The organism is Opitutus sp. GAS368, from assembly GCF_900104925.1.
Taxonomy (GTDB): domain Bacteria; phylum Verrucomicrobiota; class Verrucomicrobiia; order Opitutales; family Opitutaceae; genus Lacunisphaera.
In genome coordinates this window covers 2,598,209-2,614,815 of sequence record NZ_LT629735.1, presented here as the reverse complement: position 1 = coordinate 2,614,815, position 16,607 = coordinate 2,598,209, and the positions used below count along the sequence as shown (strand labels likewise).

At 66.0% G+C, this 16,607-nt stretch carries 15 protein-coding genes; 11 read left to right on the top strand and 4 right to left on the bottom strand.

Annotated elements, in window-relative coordinates:
• The first annotated feature begins 19 nt into the window (after positions 1-19).
• The 6 genes from BLU29_RS11215 to BLU29_RS11190 all read left to right on the top strand — a co-directional run bounded on the left by BLU29_RS11215 (position 20) and on the right by BLU29_RS11190 (position 8,080).
• Complete coding sequence (locus BLU29_RS11215) at positions 20-505, top strand: protein tyrosine phosphatase (protein ID WP_091057855.1); 486 nt, start codon at positions 20-22, stop codon at positions 503-505.
• A 38-nt stretch (positions 506-543) separates the two neighbouring features.
• The gene (gene glyA / locus BLU29_RS11210) at positions 544-1,812 is read left to right on the top strand and encodes a serine hydroxymethyltransferase (RefSeq protein WP_091057852.1); all 1,269 of its coding nucleotides are present in this window, start codon (positions 544-546) and stop codon (positions 1,810-1,812) included.
• A 159-nt stretch (positions 1,813-1,971) separates the two neighbouring features.
• Positions 1,972-5,055, top strand: a complete 3,084-nt coding sequence (locus BLU29_RS11205) for a PAS domain-containing protein (RefSeq protein ID WP_091057850.1) — start codon at positions 1,972-1,974, stop codon at positions 5,053-5,055.
• Between the two features lie 4 nt (positions 5,056-5,059).
• Positions 5,060-5,425 (top strand): MmcQ/YjbR family DNA-binding protein, encoded by a 366-nt coding sequence (locus tag BLU29_RS11200; RefSeq protein WP_091057847.1) that lies wholly within the window; start codon positions 5,060-5,062, stop codon positions 5,423-5,425.
• Positions 5,426-5,498: 73 nt separating this feature from the next.
• On the top strand, positions 5,499-6,845 hold the full coding sequence (locus tag BLU29_RS11195; protein WP_231962219.1) for an MFS transporter: 1,347 nt from the start codon (positions 5,499-5,501) through the stop codon (positions 6,843-6,845).
• A gap of 86 nt (positions 6,846-6,931) precedes the next feature.
• Positions 6,932-8,080 (top strand): aspartyl protease family protein, encoded by a 1,149-nt coding sequence (locus tag BLU29_RS11190; protein WP_157693804.1) that lies wholly within the window; start codon positions 6,932-6,934, stop codon positions 8,078-8,080.
• A gap of 387 nt (positions 8,081-8,467) precedes the next feature.
• Here BLU29_RS11190 and BLU29_RS11185 read toward each other — a convergent pair whose 3' ends face one another.
• Positions 8,468-9,781 carry an RsmB/NOP family class I SAM-dependent RNA methyltransferase gene (locus tag BLU29_RS11185; protein WP_091057842.1) on the bottom strand — a complete coding sequence of 438 codons (1,314 nt, stop codon included), beginning with the start codon at positions 9,779-9,781 and terminating at the stop codon, positions 8,468-8,470.
• A gap of 41 nt (positions 9,782-9,822) precedes the next feature.
• On the opposite strand from BLU29_RS11185, the gene BLU29_RS11180 reads away from it, so the two are divergent.
• Together BLU29_RS11180 and BLU29_RS11175 are read left to right on the top strand one after the other, a co-directional pair.
• Positions 9,823-11,670 (top strand): GreA/GreB family elongation factor, encoded by a 1,848-nt coding sequence (locus BLU29_RS11180; RefSeq protein WP_091057839.1) that lies wholly within the window; start codon positions 9,823-9,825, stop codon positions 11,668-11,670.
• 305 nt (positions 11,671-11,975) lie between these two features.
• A complete protein-coding gene (locus BLU29_RS11175; RefSeq protein ID WP_091057836.1) occupies positions 11,976-12,914 on the top strand; it encodes a metalloregulator ArsR/SmtB family transcription factor in 939 nt (312 codons plus the stop codon).
• A 53-nt stretch (positions 12,915-12,967) separates the two neighbouring features.
• Here the strand turns inward: BLU29_RS11175 and BLU29_RS11170 are convergent, their stop codons facing one another.
• The gene (locus tag BLU29_RS11170; protein WP_197677695.1) at positions 12,968-13,309 is read right to left on the bottom strand and encodes a DUF2442 domain-containing protein; all 342 of its coding nucleotides are present in this window, start codon (positions 13,307-13,309) and stop codon (positions 12,968-12,970) included.
• A 179-nt stretch (positions 13,310-13,488) separates the two neighbouring features.
• Between BLU29_RS11170 and BLU29_RS18820 the strand changes: the two genes are divergently transcribed.
• Genes BLU29_RS18820 through BLU29_RS11150 form a run of 3 tightly spaced genes read left to right on the top strand, consistent with a single transcriptional unit; the run spans position 13,489 to position 15,207 of the window.
• Positions 13,489-13,908 (top strand): type II toxin-antitoxin system HicB family antitoxin, encoded by a 420-nt coding sequence (locus BLU29_RS18820; protein WP_343125153.1) that lies wholly within the window; start codon positions 13,489-13,491, stop codon positions 13,906-13,908.
• Between the two features lie 25 nt (positions 13,909-13,933).
• Complete coding sequence (locus BLU29_RS11155; protein WP_091057830.1) at positions 13,934-14,698, top strand: tetratricopeptide repeat protein; 765 nt, start codon at positions 13,934-13,936, stop codon at positions 14,696-14,698.
• A gap of 8 nt (positions 14,699-14,706) precedes the next feature.
• Positions 14,707-15,207 (top strand): hypothetical protein, encoded by a 501-nt coding sequence (locus BLU29_RS11150; RefSeq protein ID WP_091057827.1) that lies wholly within the window; start codon positions 14,707-14,709, stop codon positions 15,205-15,207.
• Between the two features lie 45 nt (positions 15,208-15,252).
• Here BLU29_RS11150 and BLU29_RS11145 read toward each other — a convergent pair whose 3' ends face one another.
• Both BLU29_RS11145 and BLU29_RS11140 read right to left on the bottom strand, forming a co-directional pair.
• A complete protein-coding gene (locus BLU29_RS11145) occupies positions 15,253-15,825 on the bottom strand; it encodes a hypothetical protein (RefSeq protein ID WP_157693803.1) in 573 nt (190 codons plus the stop codon).
• Between the two features lie 343 nt (positions 15,826-16,168).
• Positions 16,169-16,378 (bottom strand): DNA-directed RNA polymerase subunit omega, encoded by a 210-nt coding sequence (locus BLU29_RS11140; RefSeq protein ID WP_091057823.1) that lies wholly within the window; start codon positions 16,376-16,378, stop codon positions 16,169-16,171.
• Positions 16,379-16,607 lie beyond the last annotated feature (229 nt).

Here is a 16,607-nt window from a genome sequence, read left to right as displayed (position 1 = left end):
TTTCTGGCCCCATAATCGCATGCCATCACCCGGCCACATCCTCGTCGTCTGCACCGGCAACATCTGCCGCAGTCCGATGGCCGAGGGCCTGCTCAAGCACGCGCTCGCCGGCCAGCCCGAGCCGCTGAAGTCGCTCCCGGTCCTCTCCGCCGGCGTCGCCGCCCGCCCGGGCGAGCCCATCTCCGAAAACTCCGTCGTCGCGCTCAAGAAGGTCGGCATCGATATCTCGGGCCAGGTCAGCCAGCCGCTCACGCAGGACCTGCTGGACAACGCCGTGGCCGTGTTCGGCATGACCGAATCGCACCGCGCCATCATCCGGATGCGCGCCCGGCCCGCGCCGGCCCACCTGCACCTGTTCCGCGATTTCCTGCCGGCCCCCGCCGACCATGAGATCGGCGACCCTTATGGCGGCCCGCTGAAGGTCTACGAGGCCGCCCGCGACGAGATGGTCGAGGCCATCCCCAGCGTGGTGGCCTACCTTAAGACACTCCTGCCCGCAAAATAGTCTTCCCCTCACCGCCGGCTCCCGGCTCCTTTTTCCCCATGTCCCTCAACGCCACCCCCCTCAAGCAACTCGATCCCGAGGTCTACGCCGTCATCGCCGGCGAGCTCGCCCGCCAGCAGAGCCACATCGAGCTCATCGCTTCCGAGAATTTCACCAACCCGGCCGTCATCGAGGCCATGGGCTCGGTGCTCACCAACAAGTATGCCGAGGGCTACCCGGGCAAGCGCTGGTATGGCGGCTGCGAGCAGGTCGACAAGGTCGAGGTGCTCGCCATCGAGCGCGCCAGGCAGCTCTTCGGCGCCGAGCACGCCAACGTCCAGCCGCACTCCGGTTCGCAGGCCAACTTCGCGGTCTACACCGCCGTGCTCCAGCCGGGTGACAAGATCCTCGGCATGAACCTCAGCCACGGCGGCCACCTGACGCACGGCAACCCGGCCAACTTCTCCGGCAAGCTCTACCAGTTCGTCCAATACGGCGTCCGCGAGGACACCGGCCTGATCGACTACGACCTGCTCGCCGCCATCGCGGGGCGCGAGCAGCCCAAGATGATCACGGTCGGCGCCAGCGCCTACTCGCGCATTATCGACTTCGCCCGCATGGGCGAGATCGCCCGCTCGGTCGGCGCGTTCCTCTTCGCTGACATCGCGCACATCGCCGGTCTGGTCGTCACCGGCCACCACCCGTCGCCGTTCCCGCACGCCGACTTCGTCACGACCACGACGCACAAGACCCTGCGCGGCCCGCGCGGCGGCCTCACCATGTGCAAGGCGGCCCACGCGAAGGCCATCGACTCCGCCGTCTTCCCCGGCGGCCAGGGCGGCCCGCTCATGCACGTCATCGCCGCCAAGGCCGTGTGCTTCGGCGAGTGCCTCAAGCCCGGGTTCAAGGCCTACAGCGAGCAGGTCGTGCGCAACGCCCGCGCCCTCGCCGCCGCCATGGCCCAGCGCGGCTACAAGATCAACTCCGGCGGCACGGACAACCACCTCATGCTCGTCGATCTCCGCGCCAAGTTTCCCGAGCTCACGGGCAAGGTCGCGCAGGAAACACTCGATAAGGCCAACATCACCTGCAACAAGAACACCGTGCCCTTCGAGACCCGCTCGCCCTTCCAGGCCTCCGGCATCCGCCTGGGCTCGCCGGCCATGACGACCCGCGGCCTGAAGGAAGCCGAGATGGACGAGATCGCCGGCTTGATCGACGGCGTGCTCGGGGCCATCGGCAAACCCGAGGAGGCCGCCGTGCTGGCCGCGACCAAGCAGAAGGTCGTCGCGCTCACGTCCCGCTTCCCGCTGCCTTATCAACTCTAGGCCCCGGGCGGGATAGGCGTTGCCAAGCGGCGGCCCGCAAAACAGCGTCAAAGGCATGAACCCCGTCTGTTTCAGCCGTGTGCTGGCGGCCCGACGGGCCTTGGCTGCCGGGCACAGGCGTCCTGCGGCCGGCCGGTTTTGCCGGCGGAAAATCCATCCATGAGTCATCCCCGTCCGAAGTTGCGCGCCTGGCTGATCGCCCTGGGCATTTTTGCCTTGGGCGCCGGACTGAGCGGCATCGCCTTCTACGTTTCCAGCCAGGCGGAGGAGCTGCGCCTCAAGGAAGATTTCGCGCGCCGGGTGCAAAACCGCGTCGCCGCCCTGGATGCCGTCATGCAGCGCTACAATGTCGTGCTGGAATCGACCCGGCTGCTGTATCGCTTCTCGGAACGCCCCGAGCGGTCGGATCTTGTCGGCGTGTTCGCCCAGTTCCGGGAAAGCTACCCCGGGCTGATGGCCCTCGAATGGGCGCCACTGGTGACCCAGGCGGAGCGCGCCGGCGTGGAGGCGGCGGTGCGGGCCGAGGGATTTCCCGGCTTTGTCCTCAAGGACCTCGTCGATCCCGAGCGCGCGGAGTTCCAACCCGCGGCGGAGCACGCGCAATACCTGCCGATCATCCACTGCGAACCGCTGGCCGCGAACCTCCCGGCCCTGGGCTTCAACCTCCTGACCGGCCGCACCGTCCCGGAGATCGCCGTCGCGCGCGCCACCGACCGCACGATCATGACGCACCGGCTGCGGCTGTTTTCCCCGGAAAGCAACGTCCAAGGTTTCATCGTCTATCTGCCCGTGCGGGAGAAGGCGGGGCCCGCCGGCGCCGCCGGCCGGTTCCGTGGCATCGTGGCCGGGGTCTTCCGCCTGGACCGGCTGCTGGCCGACTTCGCCCACGACACCCGGGACGGCCGGGGCGTCCTCGACATGCTCATCGTGGACGACAGCGTCCGCAATGGCGGCGAAGTTCTCGGCCTCGTCGGACAGGATGGCCGCATTCAGGTGGACGATCCGCCGGCGGAAAAAGCCTTCGTCGCCTCCCATACCGTGTGGGCTCCTTTCCCGGTCTGGGGCCGGAATTGGGAGCTGCTTTTCCGCCCGACCCCGCAATGGCTGGCGGCCAGTCGCTCCGCCGAGCCCGTCAAGGCGCTCGGCCTGGGCCTGCTCGCCACCGGTGCGCTCGCCCTGTTTGTTTATGGCCGGGTGCGCCGTTCCCTCGTGATCGAATCGCAGGTCGCGGAAAGGACCGCCGAGCTGCGCCAGACACAGAAGCTGCTTGAGGAGGACATCCAGCAGCGCATCGCGGCCGAGCAGGCCCTCAAGGCCAGCGAAGGCCGCCTGCAGGGCATCCTCGACCACAGCCCCAGCGCGATTTTCGTGAAGGATGTGGCCGGCCGCTACGTGCTCGTCAACCGACAGCTGGCCCGCATGTGGCAGCGTTCGCCCGACGAATTCATCGGTCAGGACGACGCCAAACTGTTTGCGCCGGAGATCGCCACCAGTTTCCGGGACGGCGACCAGCGGATGCTGGCCACCAACACCCCCATCCAATATGAGTTGACGGTCCACCTGCCGGGGGCGGCCGGGGCGACCACGGCCATCGTGCAGAAATTTCCCCTGCGCGACGCGGAGGGCCGCGTCTACGGCCTCTGCGGCATCTCCACCGACATCACCGCCCGCAAGCAGGCCGAGGCCGAGCTGCAGGAGAACCGCCGCCAGCTCAGCAACCTCATCAGCCAGCTGCCCGGCGCGGCTTTCCGCTGCCGGTTCGACGAGAAGCTGACCATGCTCTTCGCCTCCGAGGGGCTGCTGGCCCTCACGGGCTACCCGGCCGAGGACTACGTGGCGGGCCGCATGCATCTCCCGCAGCTGACGGTGCCCGACGACCGGCCCATTATCCGCCGCGGGGTCGCCCAAGCCATCACCGACCGCCGGCCCTTCGAGATCGAATACCGCCTCACCCATCGCAACGGCCAGGAAAAGTGGGTGTTGGTGCGCGGCCGGCCGATCTACGACGAGACGGGCGGGCTGCGTTTCCTTGAGGGGCTGGCCATTGACGTCACGGCGCTGAAGCATGCCGAACAGCAGAAGCTGGCCATTGAGCGCAAGCTGCTCGCCGCGCAGAAACTCGAGAGCCTGGGCGTGCTCGCCGGCGGCATCGCCCACGATTTCAACAACATCCTCACCTCGGTGCTGGCCAACGCCTCCCTGGCCCGGCACGACGCCGGCGCCGGCCGGCCCGTTGACCGCAGCCTCGAGCAAATCGAGCACGCCGCACGCCGCGCCGCCGACCTCTGCCAGCAGATGCTCGCCTACGCCGGCAAGGGCAAGATCGTGACCGACCGCGTCAGCCTCAGCGAGCTGGTCCGCGGCACCGCCGCGCTCCTCGAGGTCACCATCAGCAAGAGCACCAGGCTCGACCTGCGGCTGGCCCCCGGCCTGCCCCCGGTGCTCGCGGACGTCACCCAGCTCCGCCAGATCGTGATGAACCTGGTGATCAACGCGTCCGACGCCATCATGAGCCAGACGGGGCTGATCACCGTCACCACCTTCACCCGCGAGGCGGATGCCGCCCTGCTGCACAGTGCGCTGGGCAACCCCGACCTGCCTCCGGGGACCTATGCGGGCCTCGAGGTGACCGACAACGGCAACGGCATGGCCCCGGAGACCATCGCCCGGATCTTCGAGCCCTTCTTCACCACGAAGTTTTCCGGCCGCGGCCTCGGCCTTTCCGCCGTGCTCGGCATCGTGCAGAGCCACCGGGGGGCCCTGTTCGTCGAGTCGCAGCTGGGCCGGGGCTCCACCTTCCGTCTGCTCCTGCCGGCCACGACGGGCCCGACCGTTTCCTCGGCGCCGCCGTTTTCCACCCCGGATGAACGGGTGCGGCTGCACGGCACCGCGCTGGTGGTCGACGACGAGGAGGCCGTCCGCAGCATCGCCACCACCGTGCTGGAAATCCACGGCGCCACCATTTTTCCGGCGGCCAGCGGCGAGGCCGCGCTCGAGCTCCTGCGCGCCAATCAGGAAAAAATCTCCCTCGTCCTGCTCGACATGACCATGCCCGGCCTCAGTGGCGAGGATACCCTCCGGCGGATGCGGATGCTCGGTGCCCGGCAGCCCGTCATCCTGATGAGCGGCTACAGCGAGAGCGAGGCCATGCAGCGCAGCGCCAACCTCGGGGTTGCCGGTTTCATGCAGAAGCCGTTTGAGGTCGATACGCTGCTGGCCAAGGTCAAGCCGTTCCTCACCTGAGCCCATGCGCCTCGACCGCCTCAAGGCCTTCGCCCTGGCGTTGCCGCAGACCACGGTGGTCAGGCAGTGGGGCGAGCACCTCGTGTTCAAGGTCGCCGGCAAGATGTTCCTGATCACCGGCGAGGATCCCGGCGTGCTCGACGGGCTCACGATCAAGTGCACGCCGGAGGAGTTCGACGAGCTGACGGAGATCGACGGCATCATGCAGGCGCCCTACTGCGCCAAGCGCCATTGGGTGCGCGTCGCCGACCCGACGGTCCTGCCCGAAACACAGCTGCTCGCCCGCATCCGCCGAAGTTACGACCTGGTCGTGGCCAGGCTCCCGCGGAAGGTGCAGGCCGTGATTAGCCCGGCTGTCCCGCCCCGCTAAATTTCGTTAATCCCGCCGGCGGGCGGAAAGAGGCTTTGCGCAGCGGCGTCTTTCGCTCAACCTTCGCCGCTTCTTGATCTCCGCCGCCGCCAGCCCCGTCTCCGCCGCGCCCTCCTCCGGGCCCAAGCCGCTTTCCCTCGGCGTCATCTTCCTGACGCTCTACATCGACCTGATCGGCTTCTCGATCATCTTCCCCCTCGGGCCGGATCTCATCAATTATTACCTCAACGTGGACGGCCACGGCGGCCTGCTCGGGTGGATGCTGGGGCAGTCCAACGCCATCGCGCACAGCCTGGGCCGCGACAACGCCTTCGCCGCCGTCCTCTTCGGTGGCGTGCTCAGCTCCTTCTTCTCCATCCTGCAGTTCATCTTTGCGCCGTTCTGGGGCGCCATCTCCGACAAGCGCGGCCGCCGCGGGGTGCTCTTGCTCACGGTCGCCGGCACCGCGCTGGGCTACCTGGTCTGGGTGCTCAGCGGCTCGTTCTGGCTGTTCTTGCTCTCGCGCATCGTGACCGGCGCCTTCAGCGGCAACCTTTCCGTCGCGACCGCCGCCGTGGCCGACGTCACCACACGCGCCGAGCGCGCCAAGGCGATGGGTCTCGTCGGCGCCGCTTTCGGCCTCGGTCTCGTCACCGGGCCGACCCTTGGCGCCCTGACGGCGTCCCTCAACCTGCTCGCCCGCCATCCGTCGCTCGCCCGTTTCGGCGTCAACCCGTTCTCCGTGCCCGCGCTCATCGCGCTCAGCCTCTGTCTCGTCAACCTCGGCTGGATCTACTGGCGGTTCCGGGAATCGCTCACGCCCGCCGCCCGCGCCGAGGCGCGCGATCCGCGCATCCGCAACCCGCTCGCGGCCATCCTCGGCCTGGCCAACCCCGCCGTGCGCCGCGCCAACCTCGTGGCGTTCACCTATTCGGTCGCCTTCGTGGCGATGGAGACCTCGCTGACCTTCCTCGCCGCCGAGCGTTTCGGCTACACCGCGCGGCAGAACGGCTTCCTCCTCGGCTTCCTCGGACTCTGCGCGATTGTCACGCAGGGCTACATCGTCCGCAAGCTGCTGGCGAAGATCGACGAGGTCCGCGTGCTCAACTCCGGCCTCGCCGCCTCCGCCGCCGGCCTGTTCGTCATCGGCTTCGCGGTGCAGCCCTGGATGCTCTACGCGGGCCTCGCCTGCCTCGCCCTCGGTTCGGGCCTCGTGAATCCCGCCACCAGCGGGCTCATCTCCCTCTACAGCGGCCCGGAGGAACAGGGCCGGGTGCTGGGCATCTTCCGTTCCCTCGGTTCGCTGTCCCGCGCGATTACGCCGCTGCTGGCCGGGGCCGGATTCTGGCTGTTTGGCTCGCGCTGTGTGTTCACCGCCGCCGCCGTCATCTCTGGCTTCGCCTTCGCCCTCGGCCTCGCCCTGCCCCAGCCGCATAAATGATCACAGGTCTCAGATTTCAGGTCTTAAATTGGCGGGGCCGCCCGGCTGTCCTCTGTCTTCTGTCCTCCGTCCTCTGCCTTCTGCTCGTGACCGGTTGCTCCACCGTGTCCCGCCGCGCGCCCGGCCGGACCGTGGTGGAGGTCAAGGCCACCGTCCTGCCGGCCCGCATCATCTCGAATTTCTTCGTGATCGAGAGCAAGCAGGAGGACGGCTCGGTCTACCGCTTCCTCGTGGATACGGGTTCGACGGTCAGCTATGTCTCGCCGGCGCTGGCCAGGCGGATCGCCGTGAAGCCCAGGAAGGATGCGACGCCCCAGCGGGTCCGCGTGCGCTCCGCCAGCGGCGGCGAGCTCGAGCTCGAGGCCACCATCCTGCGCAGGCTCTGGCTGGGTGAGTCGCTCTTCGAGCGCGTGCCGGCGCTCATCTTCGACTTTACCGAGCTGTCGGGCCACCTCGGCCTGCCGATCGACGGCATCATCGGCTTCCCCGTTTTCCGGAACACGCTCCTCACGCTCGACTATCCGGGGGCGCGGCTCGTCGTCGCGCCCTACCCCGCGGCGTTCGCCCCGCCGCCGAAGCAGACCCCGCGGGTCTCGACCATCGCCTTCAACAACCAGCAGGGCACGCCGCTCATCCCGATCCAGATGGGCAACGAGTCGTTCGTCGTGCTCGTCGATTCCGGCAGCGACGGCAGCCTGAGCCTCAATCCCGTCGGCCTGCACCCGCGCTTCGCCAACGGCCCGCGGATCGGCACCATCATCTCGTCGCTGTCGGGCGACCGCCGCCAGCTCACCGGCCGGCTCAACCAAAGCGTGCTGATCGGCGCCCACACCATCGATAAACCGATCGTGGACCTCACCGAGCAGCTTTCCTCCATCGGCGGCGAGTTCCTCCGGCATTTCGTCCTGACCTTCGACCAGCGCCGCAACCAGGTGACCTTCATCCACGACGCCGACGGCCCCGTGACGATGGAGCCGCGCCGCTCCACCGGCCTGTCTTTCACCCGCGGCCCGGTCTACTGGCGCGTGCTCACCGTCATCCCCGACACGCCGACCGCGGCGCTGCCAGTGCAGGCCGGCGACCTCTGCATCCGCATCAACGGCGAGCCGGTGGACAAATGGGGCTACGACCGTTACGCCGCGCTCGTGAAGACCACCCCGAAGATCACCTATACCTTCCTCACCGGCACGAAAGAGACCGACGTGGAGGTGCCGGTCTTCGAGCTGGTGCCGTGATTGGCGCCCAAGCCCGCTGGTCTCTCGTCCGGCGACGCTCCCAAAGCCTAAGTATACTATTAGTTGACATTAACCGAGGCGACCCGATGTCAACGAGGGAGTGTTTTCAAAGCCCGGAAGGGGGGACCACTAAAAGGATTCCGCCAAGGGCGGAATCTACTTTCACTGCTCCGGCTGATCGCCTCCGCCGCCAGGTTCAGGGGGCGGCTGATCGCCGCCCTCTCTGCCCGCGATTAGCGGGCCCCCGAAGCCCACCGCGCAGGCGATCAGCCGGAGCGGTTTCCGTGGATTTCATCATTGGTGAAATCTCATTAGTGGTCCTTTTCGGAAGTTTGAAGACACCCCCTAATAGTATACTTAGGCGGGAGGTTCAGGCGCCGCCTGCGTTCAATCGCCCTTCTTCAGCAGGAATGCCCCCGCCCCGTCGTGGCCGTCCTTCCACGGGTAGGCCTGCACGCCGGCCTCGAGCCTGAAGGGTCCGCCGGCGCGGCTGTCGAAGAAGCCCTTGATGACCTGCTCGTTTTCCTGCGCGTCGACCGAGCACGTGCTGTAGACGATGCGGCCGCCCGGTCGCACCAGCCGCGCCGCGGCGTGGAGCAGCTCGAGCTGCTGCTCGGCGTGGCGCGCGAAGTCGCCGTCCTGCAGCCGCCACTTCACGTCGATGCGGTGGCGCATGACGCCGGTGTTGGAGCAGGGGGCGTCGAGCAACACGCCGTCGTAGCTGAGCGGCAGGTTGAGATTCCGGTAGAAGTCGGTGTTCACCTTGCGCAGGTCGGCCTCGACCTGCGCCACCTCCACGCCGGCGGGCGCGCGGGAGAGATTTTCCTTCAGGCGCACCAGGCGGATGTCCACCTTGCCCGGCTCGCCGGGTTCGTCCAAGGCGACCACCTTGCCCGTTTTCATGGTGTCGGCGATGAACAGGCTCTTGCCGCCGGGTGCGGCGCAGGCGTCCAGGATGATCTCGCCCGGCTGCGGCGCGAGCAACCCGATGCACAACCGCGTGGACGGGTCCTGCAGGTAAAGCGCGCCCTCGTTCGCCAGCCGGCGGATCTCGTCCCACTTGCCCGGCTTCACTTCATAAAAGCCCGGCCACTTGGTCGGCGCGAGGAACTCGGGCACCGGGGCGTCGATGCGCCAGCGCGCATAGACCGGCGCGGGCTGCTGGTTCCATTCGAGCAGTTTTCTGGTCGTCGCGGCGCCGAACTGCTGCGTCCAGCGTGCGACCAGCCATTCGGGGTGGGCAAATTCGGTGGCGACGTCGGCGGGCGGCTCGGCCAGGCGCAGCGCCAGCTTGCGGGCGACGGCGTTGACCAGGCCGGCCTCCTTGGCGCTGCAAACGGTCTTCGCTTTTTCCACCGCGTGGTGGATGACCTTGGCGGTGAGGCCCGGGCCGCCCTCCAGCAGCTCGAAACCGGCGACCACGAGAACAGCCTTCACTTTGGTGCGCGGCGGACGGGCCATCAGGCCCGCCAAGGCGGCCTCGAGGCGGCTCGACCAGCGGACGACCCCGTAGAAAAGCTGCTGGGCCCGGGCCCGTTCCTGCCCGGCGAGGGCTGACGGAAGTCCTTCCAGCAGCGTGTCCACGCGTTCGGACCGGGCCAGCCAGCGCTCGGTAAGGCCGACCGCGGCTTCCCAGCCGCCGAAGGTGGGTTTCGACGCACCGGAGGCTTTTTCCAAACCCTGTTTGACATCTTCTGCCATTATCCACTCAACTAATCGGTTCACCGACTAGATACGCAATTATGAATTCCGAAGCCATCTCCGCGATCGTCAGCAAACACCCCGCCCTCAAGGCGTCCAAAGCCAAACTGGAGGCGATGGAAGCCGGCGCTTACGTCGTCCATCGGAGCTGGGGCTTCGGCCAGATCAAGTCGTTCGACGAGTCCGACCAGAAGCTGGTCATCGATTTCAAGGGCAAGAAGGCCCACCGCATGGACCCCGTGTTCTGCGTCACGAGCATGGAGGTCCTTCCGGCCAAGCACATTCTGGCCCGCAAGGAGACCGACGGCGCCAAGGTCAAGGAGCTCATCGAGGATGATCCGGTTCAGCTGGTCATCGACACCCTCTCCGCCTACCCGGGCAAGGCCGCCAGCGCCATCGAGCTCGAAATCGTCCTGACCCAGGTCGTCGGCGAGGAAAAGTTCAAGCGCTGGTTCTCCAACGTCAAAAAGCAGCTGGTCAAGGACCCGCGCGTCGGCGTCCCGGCCAAGAAGACCGAGGCCTACATCGTCCGCGACGAGCCCGTGTCCGCCGAGACAGAGATCCTGGAGGAGTTCGCAAACACCCGTTCCGCCCGCCGCCGCATCTCCCTCGCCGAGGACCTCCTCGCCGCCTCCATCAAGGAGGAGTCGAAGTCCTCCCTCGCCACCGTCCTCTCCGGCATCACCGAGGCCGTCCGTGACAGCAACCAGCTCGACGCCTCGGAGCGCCTCTACGGCGCCTTCGTCCGCGACGAGCTCGCCAAGATCCTCGGCCACGACAACGGCTCGACCAACCCCTCCCAGTCCGAACTCATCAAGGAGGTCCGCGGCCTCACCGCCATCGCCGAGAAGATCCCGGTCCATTTCCAGTCCCGCTTCCTCGACCTCGTCAAGGAGACGCACCCGCTCGAGTGGCGCGAGATCGTCTTCGCCCTCCTCAAGACCTCGCAGGGCAAGTTCACCACCGAGTGCATCAATTTCCTGATGGAAAACGGCCAGGCCGACGAGCTCGCCGCCGCCCTCAAGCGCTGGAAGACCGAGCAGAACCTCCGCGCCCCGGTCCTCCTCTGGATCATCAAGAACCGCCATTCGAAGAAGTTCTCCAAGCTCCTCAACGAGCTCATCACGCCCCGCCTCCTCGGCGCCATCTTCTTCGCCATCGACTACGAGGCCCTCCAGTCCGCCGGCACCCGCCGCATTCCGCTGGCCGAGGCCCTGAGCGACGACGCCGACCTCATCTCCGACCTCCTCGCCTCCGCCGACACCGAGACGGCCCGCGACCTCGGCAACAGCCTCCTGCTCAACCAGGGTTTCGAGGAGCTGACCAAGAAGTCCCTGCTCGCCCGCTTCATCAAGCTCTTCCCCTCCCTCCAGTCCCTCGTCTCCGGCGAGTCCGAGACCAAGGACGAGCAGTTCCTCGTCTCGCGCGAGAGCTACGAGAAGAAGCGCGTCGAATACGAGGAGATCGTCTCCAAGCGCATCCCCGAGAACTCCAAGGCCATCTCCGTCGCCCGCGAGCACGGCGACCTCAAGGAGAACTCCGAGTTCAAGATGGCCAAGCAGGACCAGGGCGTCCTCATGGGCCAGAAGGCGCAGCTCGAGCGCGATCTCGCCCGTGCCCGCATCACCGATTTCAGCGAGGCCAGCACCGACTCGATCAGCGTCGGCACGATCGTCGACCTGCGCGACGTCGCCACCGGCAAGGCCGTCCGCTACTCCGTGCTCGGCGCGTGGGACAGCGACCCGGACGCCCACCGCATCGCCTACAAGACCCCGCTCGGCCAGGCCCTCATGGGCAAGAAGGTCGGCGAGCACGTGAAGCTCAAGATCGGCAGCACCCACCAGGAATTCCAGATCGCCGGCATCACCCGGTTCATCGACGCCAAGTAATTCGAAAGGTGGAACCCGACCTCCGGGCGGGTTTCTCCGGCCGCGCCTCAAGCGCGGCCTTTTTACTTTTCCGCGGATGGCGCGGATAACCGCAGATAAATACCCACACCCTGTCATCCTGAGTGAAACGAAGGATCCAGCCGGATGTTGGCCGGGCTCACGTCGCTCTGGATGCTTCGTTTCACTCAGCATGACAGGATCGATGATTTGGCCCTTATTCGCGGTTATCCGCGCCATCCGCGGAAAATCAGCCACCCTCCCCGCGCTTGTAAACCACCGCCTTTCCCTTCAGTAGTTTTCCCGTCGTGAACTCCTCCTGGGACCACCTGAAGATCCTGTCCGATTCCACGCGGCTGCGCCTGCTGGCCTTGCTGCTCAAGGAGGAACTCTCGGTCGCCGAGCTGCAGGAAATCCTCGGCATGGCCCAGTCCCGCATCTCCTCCCAGCTCGCGCTGCTGCGCCAGGCCGGCTTCGTCAGCGACCGCCGCGAGGGCAAGAAGGCCTTCTACTCCCTCCGCGCCACCCTCGACCCCAAGCAGCTCACGCTGCTCCGCGCCGCCTGCGACTCCGTCGCCGGGCTGCCCGAGTCCGGCGAAGACCGCGACAGCCTCGACCGCGTCCTGCAGAAGCGCCGCCGCGTCTCCGAGCAGTATTTCAACCTCATCGCCGGCAAGCTCGGAAAGAACTATTGCCCCGGCCGTTCGTGGGAGGCCATCGGACATCTGGCGCTCCGCCTCGTGCCCGCCATCACCGTGGCCGACCTGGGCGCCGGCGAGGGCCTCATCTCGCAACTTATCGCCCATCGCGCCGAGCGCGTCTGGTGCATCGATAATTCCGAACGTATGGTCGAGGTCGGCACCGAGCTGGCGAAGAAGAATGGCTTGGCCAACCTCACCTACAAGCTCGGCGACATCGAGGCGGTGCCGCTGCCCGACAAGTCCGTCGACCTCGCCATCCTCTCCCAGGCGCTCCACCACGCGAATCACCCGCAGACCGCCGTCAACGAGGCCTTCCGTATCCTCAAGCCCGGCGGACAGGTGCTCATCCTCGACCTCAACGAGCACAACTACGAGAAGGCGCACGAACAGTTCGGCGACCTCTGGCTCGGCTTCAAGGAGAGCGCCCTGCACGGCTTCCTGAAAAAGGCCGGCTTCATCAAGGCCGAGGTCCAGGTCGTCTCCCGCGAAACCGTCGAGCCGCATTTCGAAACCCTGCTCGCCAGCGGCGTGAAGAGCGGAAAATAAGCACGAGAAGCTCGCGGGCTCAAGTCCCCGTCAATCCTTGGCCAACTGCTCGCTTAGTTGGCTTTCTTGCGGAGATAATCTGACTGTTTTTCCTGAACCGCGGCAGCCTTGCCGGGACGAAGCTTATGCGCGACCACCTTGCGTGGAACAGTCGTCGGCTTGATATCCTTGCGCAAGGCTGCGGGATCGAGATCGGCGCCGTTGGGCCAGGACGGTGCTCCGTGGTCGAGAAACACTTTGGCAAAATATTTTGGGTCCTTCAGCGGCTCGAACACCTCGCCCCACAGCTCATCCGCACAGTCAAAGACTCCCTCGGCCCCGTCGGAAAACCGCAGACGGAGCTTGAAGCCCGGGAGGGCCTTGACCTGCGTAACGGAGATCAGCGGATCAATCATGGATAGGGTATGGTTGCGGGGAGTCGGCGCGCTTGGCAATCATTCCATGCCTGCAGGAGCGCAACCCGATGCCGAGTCGCCCAACGCAGCAGGTCGGCCTGCCGGGCGGAAGGGAACGAACCGTGGGTGATTTGCAGTGATCGGAGATCCAGCACTGCTTTGCGACCGGCGTAGAATACATGGCAGTGGGGCGGCGGGTGTTCGCGGAAGTTCACTTTAACGGCAATCCCGTTGAAGGATGCGATGGTTGGCATGAAGGCGGCCCGGCAAAATGCAGAAGAATGCCCCACCCGCTGTCAATGCCTTGCAGCCACGCTTCTCCACCTGATCCCTGGGGATTCACCCGTCAGCGTCGCGTTGACAGAATCTCCATCCAAGACAGGCTCCTGGCCATGCGACAGGTCGTGATTTACCCGGGCGAAGACGACCAGTGGGTGGCCGTGTGTACCAGCCTGCCTGGCTGTATCTCACAGGGTCGCACCAAGGACGAAGCAGTGACTAACACCCGCGAGGCAGTGGTCGCCTTCATCGAGGCCTTGGTGGAGGACAAGCTTCCGGTTCCGCCCGAAAAATCCGAGACCCACGTCGTGGTGGTATGAGCTGATTGCCGCGGGATTCCACCAAATGATGCAGTCCATCCTGTCCGATTGGTCGCTCTTCGGCATCGTCGCCAAGTTCCTCTGGCTGATCCAGCTCGCGCTGGTTGTCCACGTGTTCAAGACCGGCCGCCCCTATTGGTGGTTCTGGATCCTGCTCGCCGCCCCGGTAATCGGTGGCCTCGCCTACATCCTCATCGAGCTCCTGCCCGCGACGTCGGTCGGCAGCGGCGACTTCACGCTCTGGAAGCCCCGCGCCTGGCGCATCCGCGACCTGCGGGCCGAGTTAGAGGAGTCCGACACCGTCAAGCTGCGCCTGCAACTCGCCACCGAGCTGCTCGCCGCCGGCGAAGCCGCCGAGGCCTGCGCCGTCGCCGAGGAGTGCCTGCGCGGTGCGTTCCGCGACGACCCGCACACGCTGGCCAACGTGGCCCGCTACCAGCTCGAGGCGGGCAAGTTCACCGAGGCGCTCGCCGCGCTCGACCAGGTCAAGGTCGAGGCGGACCGCATGCTCGGCAACGAGGTGACCTTCCTGCGCGGCTGGGCCCTCGTCCAGGCCGGCCGCCACGCCGAGGCCCAGCCCATCCTGCGGGGCATCGAGTCCGTCCTGCTGGGTGAACAGCCCCGTTACTTTCTTGCCGTGTCGTTGCAGCAGTCGGGCCAGACCGCCGAAGCCCGCACCCTCTGGGAGGATATCCGCAAACGCTTCCGCCGCGCTGGCCGCGGCTGGCGGCGCGCCGAGCAGCGCTGGTTCAAACTCTCCGGCGAGCGCCTGAAGGAAACCGCCAACTGATCCCCGCCATGCCCTACGCCAACCCCACGCCCCTCTTCCTCGACTTCGCACACAGCAACACGGCCGACGTCGTCCGCGTGAGCGAGCCCCACGGCCTGGACAAGCCGGGCGGGCTCATCCCGGGCTTCGAACTCGTCTGGGATTATTCCCTCTTCCCCGACGACCTGAGCGGCCGGTGCATCCTGCTGAAGCTCGGCCTGACCTTCCCGATGATCGAGTTCTCCGACGAGAAAGCACGCATCCGCTTCGTCATCACCAAGGAGATCACCGGCCCGCACGGCCAGGCCACGCAACGCGAGGCGCAGATCGTCCGCGGCGACGCCTGTGCCACGCCCAGCAAGTCGATCAGCTTCAGCTTCGCGCAGTTCTACGGCCCCATCGAGCCGCTGCTGCCGGGGCAGCTGATGACGCTGCGCGCGCGGGTGGCCACCCTTGCTGGCACGGCGGAGATCGCGGCCGGCGGGCTCGGCACGAGCGAATTCCGCGCCGAGGTCTTCCGGGTCGACTGACCGCGGAAATCAACCCGGGACCGCCCTGGACCGAACGCCGGCCTTTTATTCAAGCAAGCCCCGCTGCTCCGCGAGCACACGTGTGATTACGCAGAGGTCCGTAAATACATCCCGGCTAAAAAGACCATCGCCATGCCGCTGCCTCAGCATCGGCACGTATTTCCGCCAGATATATTCATAGAGGCGGTTGACCTCATCGGTTGATGGATTGCCCCTCGGTCTGCTGATAATGAGTAGCACAGCCCGAATCGCGGCTTTCGGCCGTCGATGGTGAACCTTAGGGTCAATTCCGTTAACATCGCTCAAGGTGTGTTGCAGGCGGTGCGCCTTGGCCTCTAGGACATGGAACTCATGCCCTCCCTTCTGCTGGCGCACGGCACAAGCCAAACCCAACTCAAAGGGCATGTTGAATCGTGCGGGCTGGCACGTGGCATAACTCAAATCGTGTATCGAGGTTTGGCATTCCTCGATAGCCTGCATGATCCGGCGCAACCGACCTTCGCCCACTTCGGAAATATCGAAGGTGAGCAAGGGTTCAGCTCCCACCGACACCAATGCAGTCGTCAGCGCCACCAACAGCCGCTCATAGGAAGGGCTGTAAGGAACATTCAGAAACACACGCCTGGCCCGGAGCGGTGACGGCTTGCGACGTCGCCTCCTTGGCATGTGTTAACTTGCTCGCTTGAGCATATCCGGCCGCTTGCCGATATATTGCCTGACAATCCTAGAGTAGTGACCAGCTGTAACGCCGTAATTGGCGAGAAACTCGCCCAACGGCGCCGGTGAAACCGTGTGGGGTTTCGCTCCGTGTCCCACTCCGCTCGAAGCAGCGGATTTGGTCCGTTTTGTGGTGGTGGTGTGGCTCATAGGGAGAATGGAACAGTAAGTCTCGGAGGGTGTTCCCTGTCAACCTGCCTGTATCGACCCACTGGACCAACGCTTTAGACGATAGAGGCCCCGCTTACTTCGAGCCGATCGGCCCGAGTTCGTAGCTGATCCGGCCCTCGATGATCTCGCGCAGGGCGACATCCTCGGGTGCGAGTTTCTCAAGCGATTCCACCAGCGGGCGGCTGCCCCGGCGAAGCTGCTTCACGCGGCGGGACACCACATTCACCAAAATGTAGGGATCGTTGATGACCTTGGCGGCCGCATACAGGTATTCGTCTCTCATGGATGGCGGAGCTTAAAAACCGCCGGCACCAAAGACGACGCCTATCGCGCCCGCCCGCCCCGCACGCGGCCAACTGGTTCGCCCGCGAACCGCTTCGACCGTTTATTTTATTCGCCGTGGGTCCAATATCTCGAAGCTAAGACCACGGCGAGGTCGCCGTGCCTCCAGAAGGCGAAGAGTTGGAGCGCGAGCAACCTCGCCAGCGTGGGATTGGGCCAATGCCTCGGGG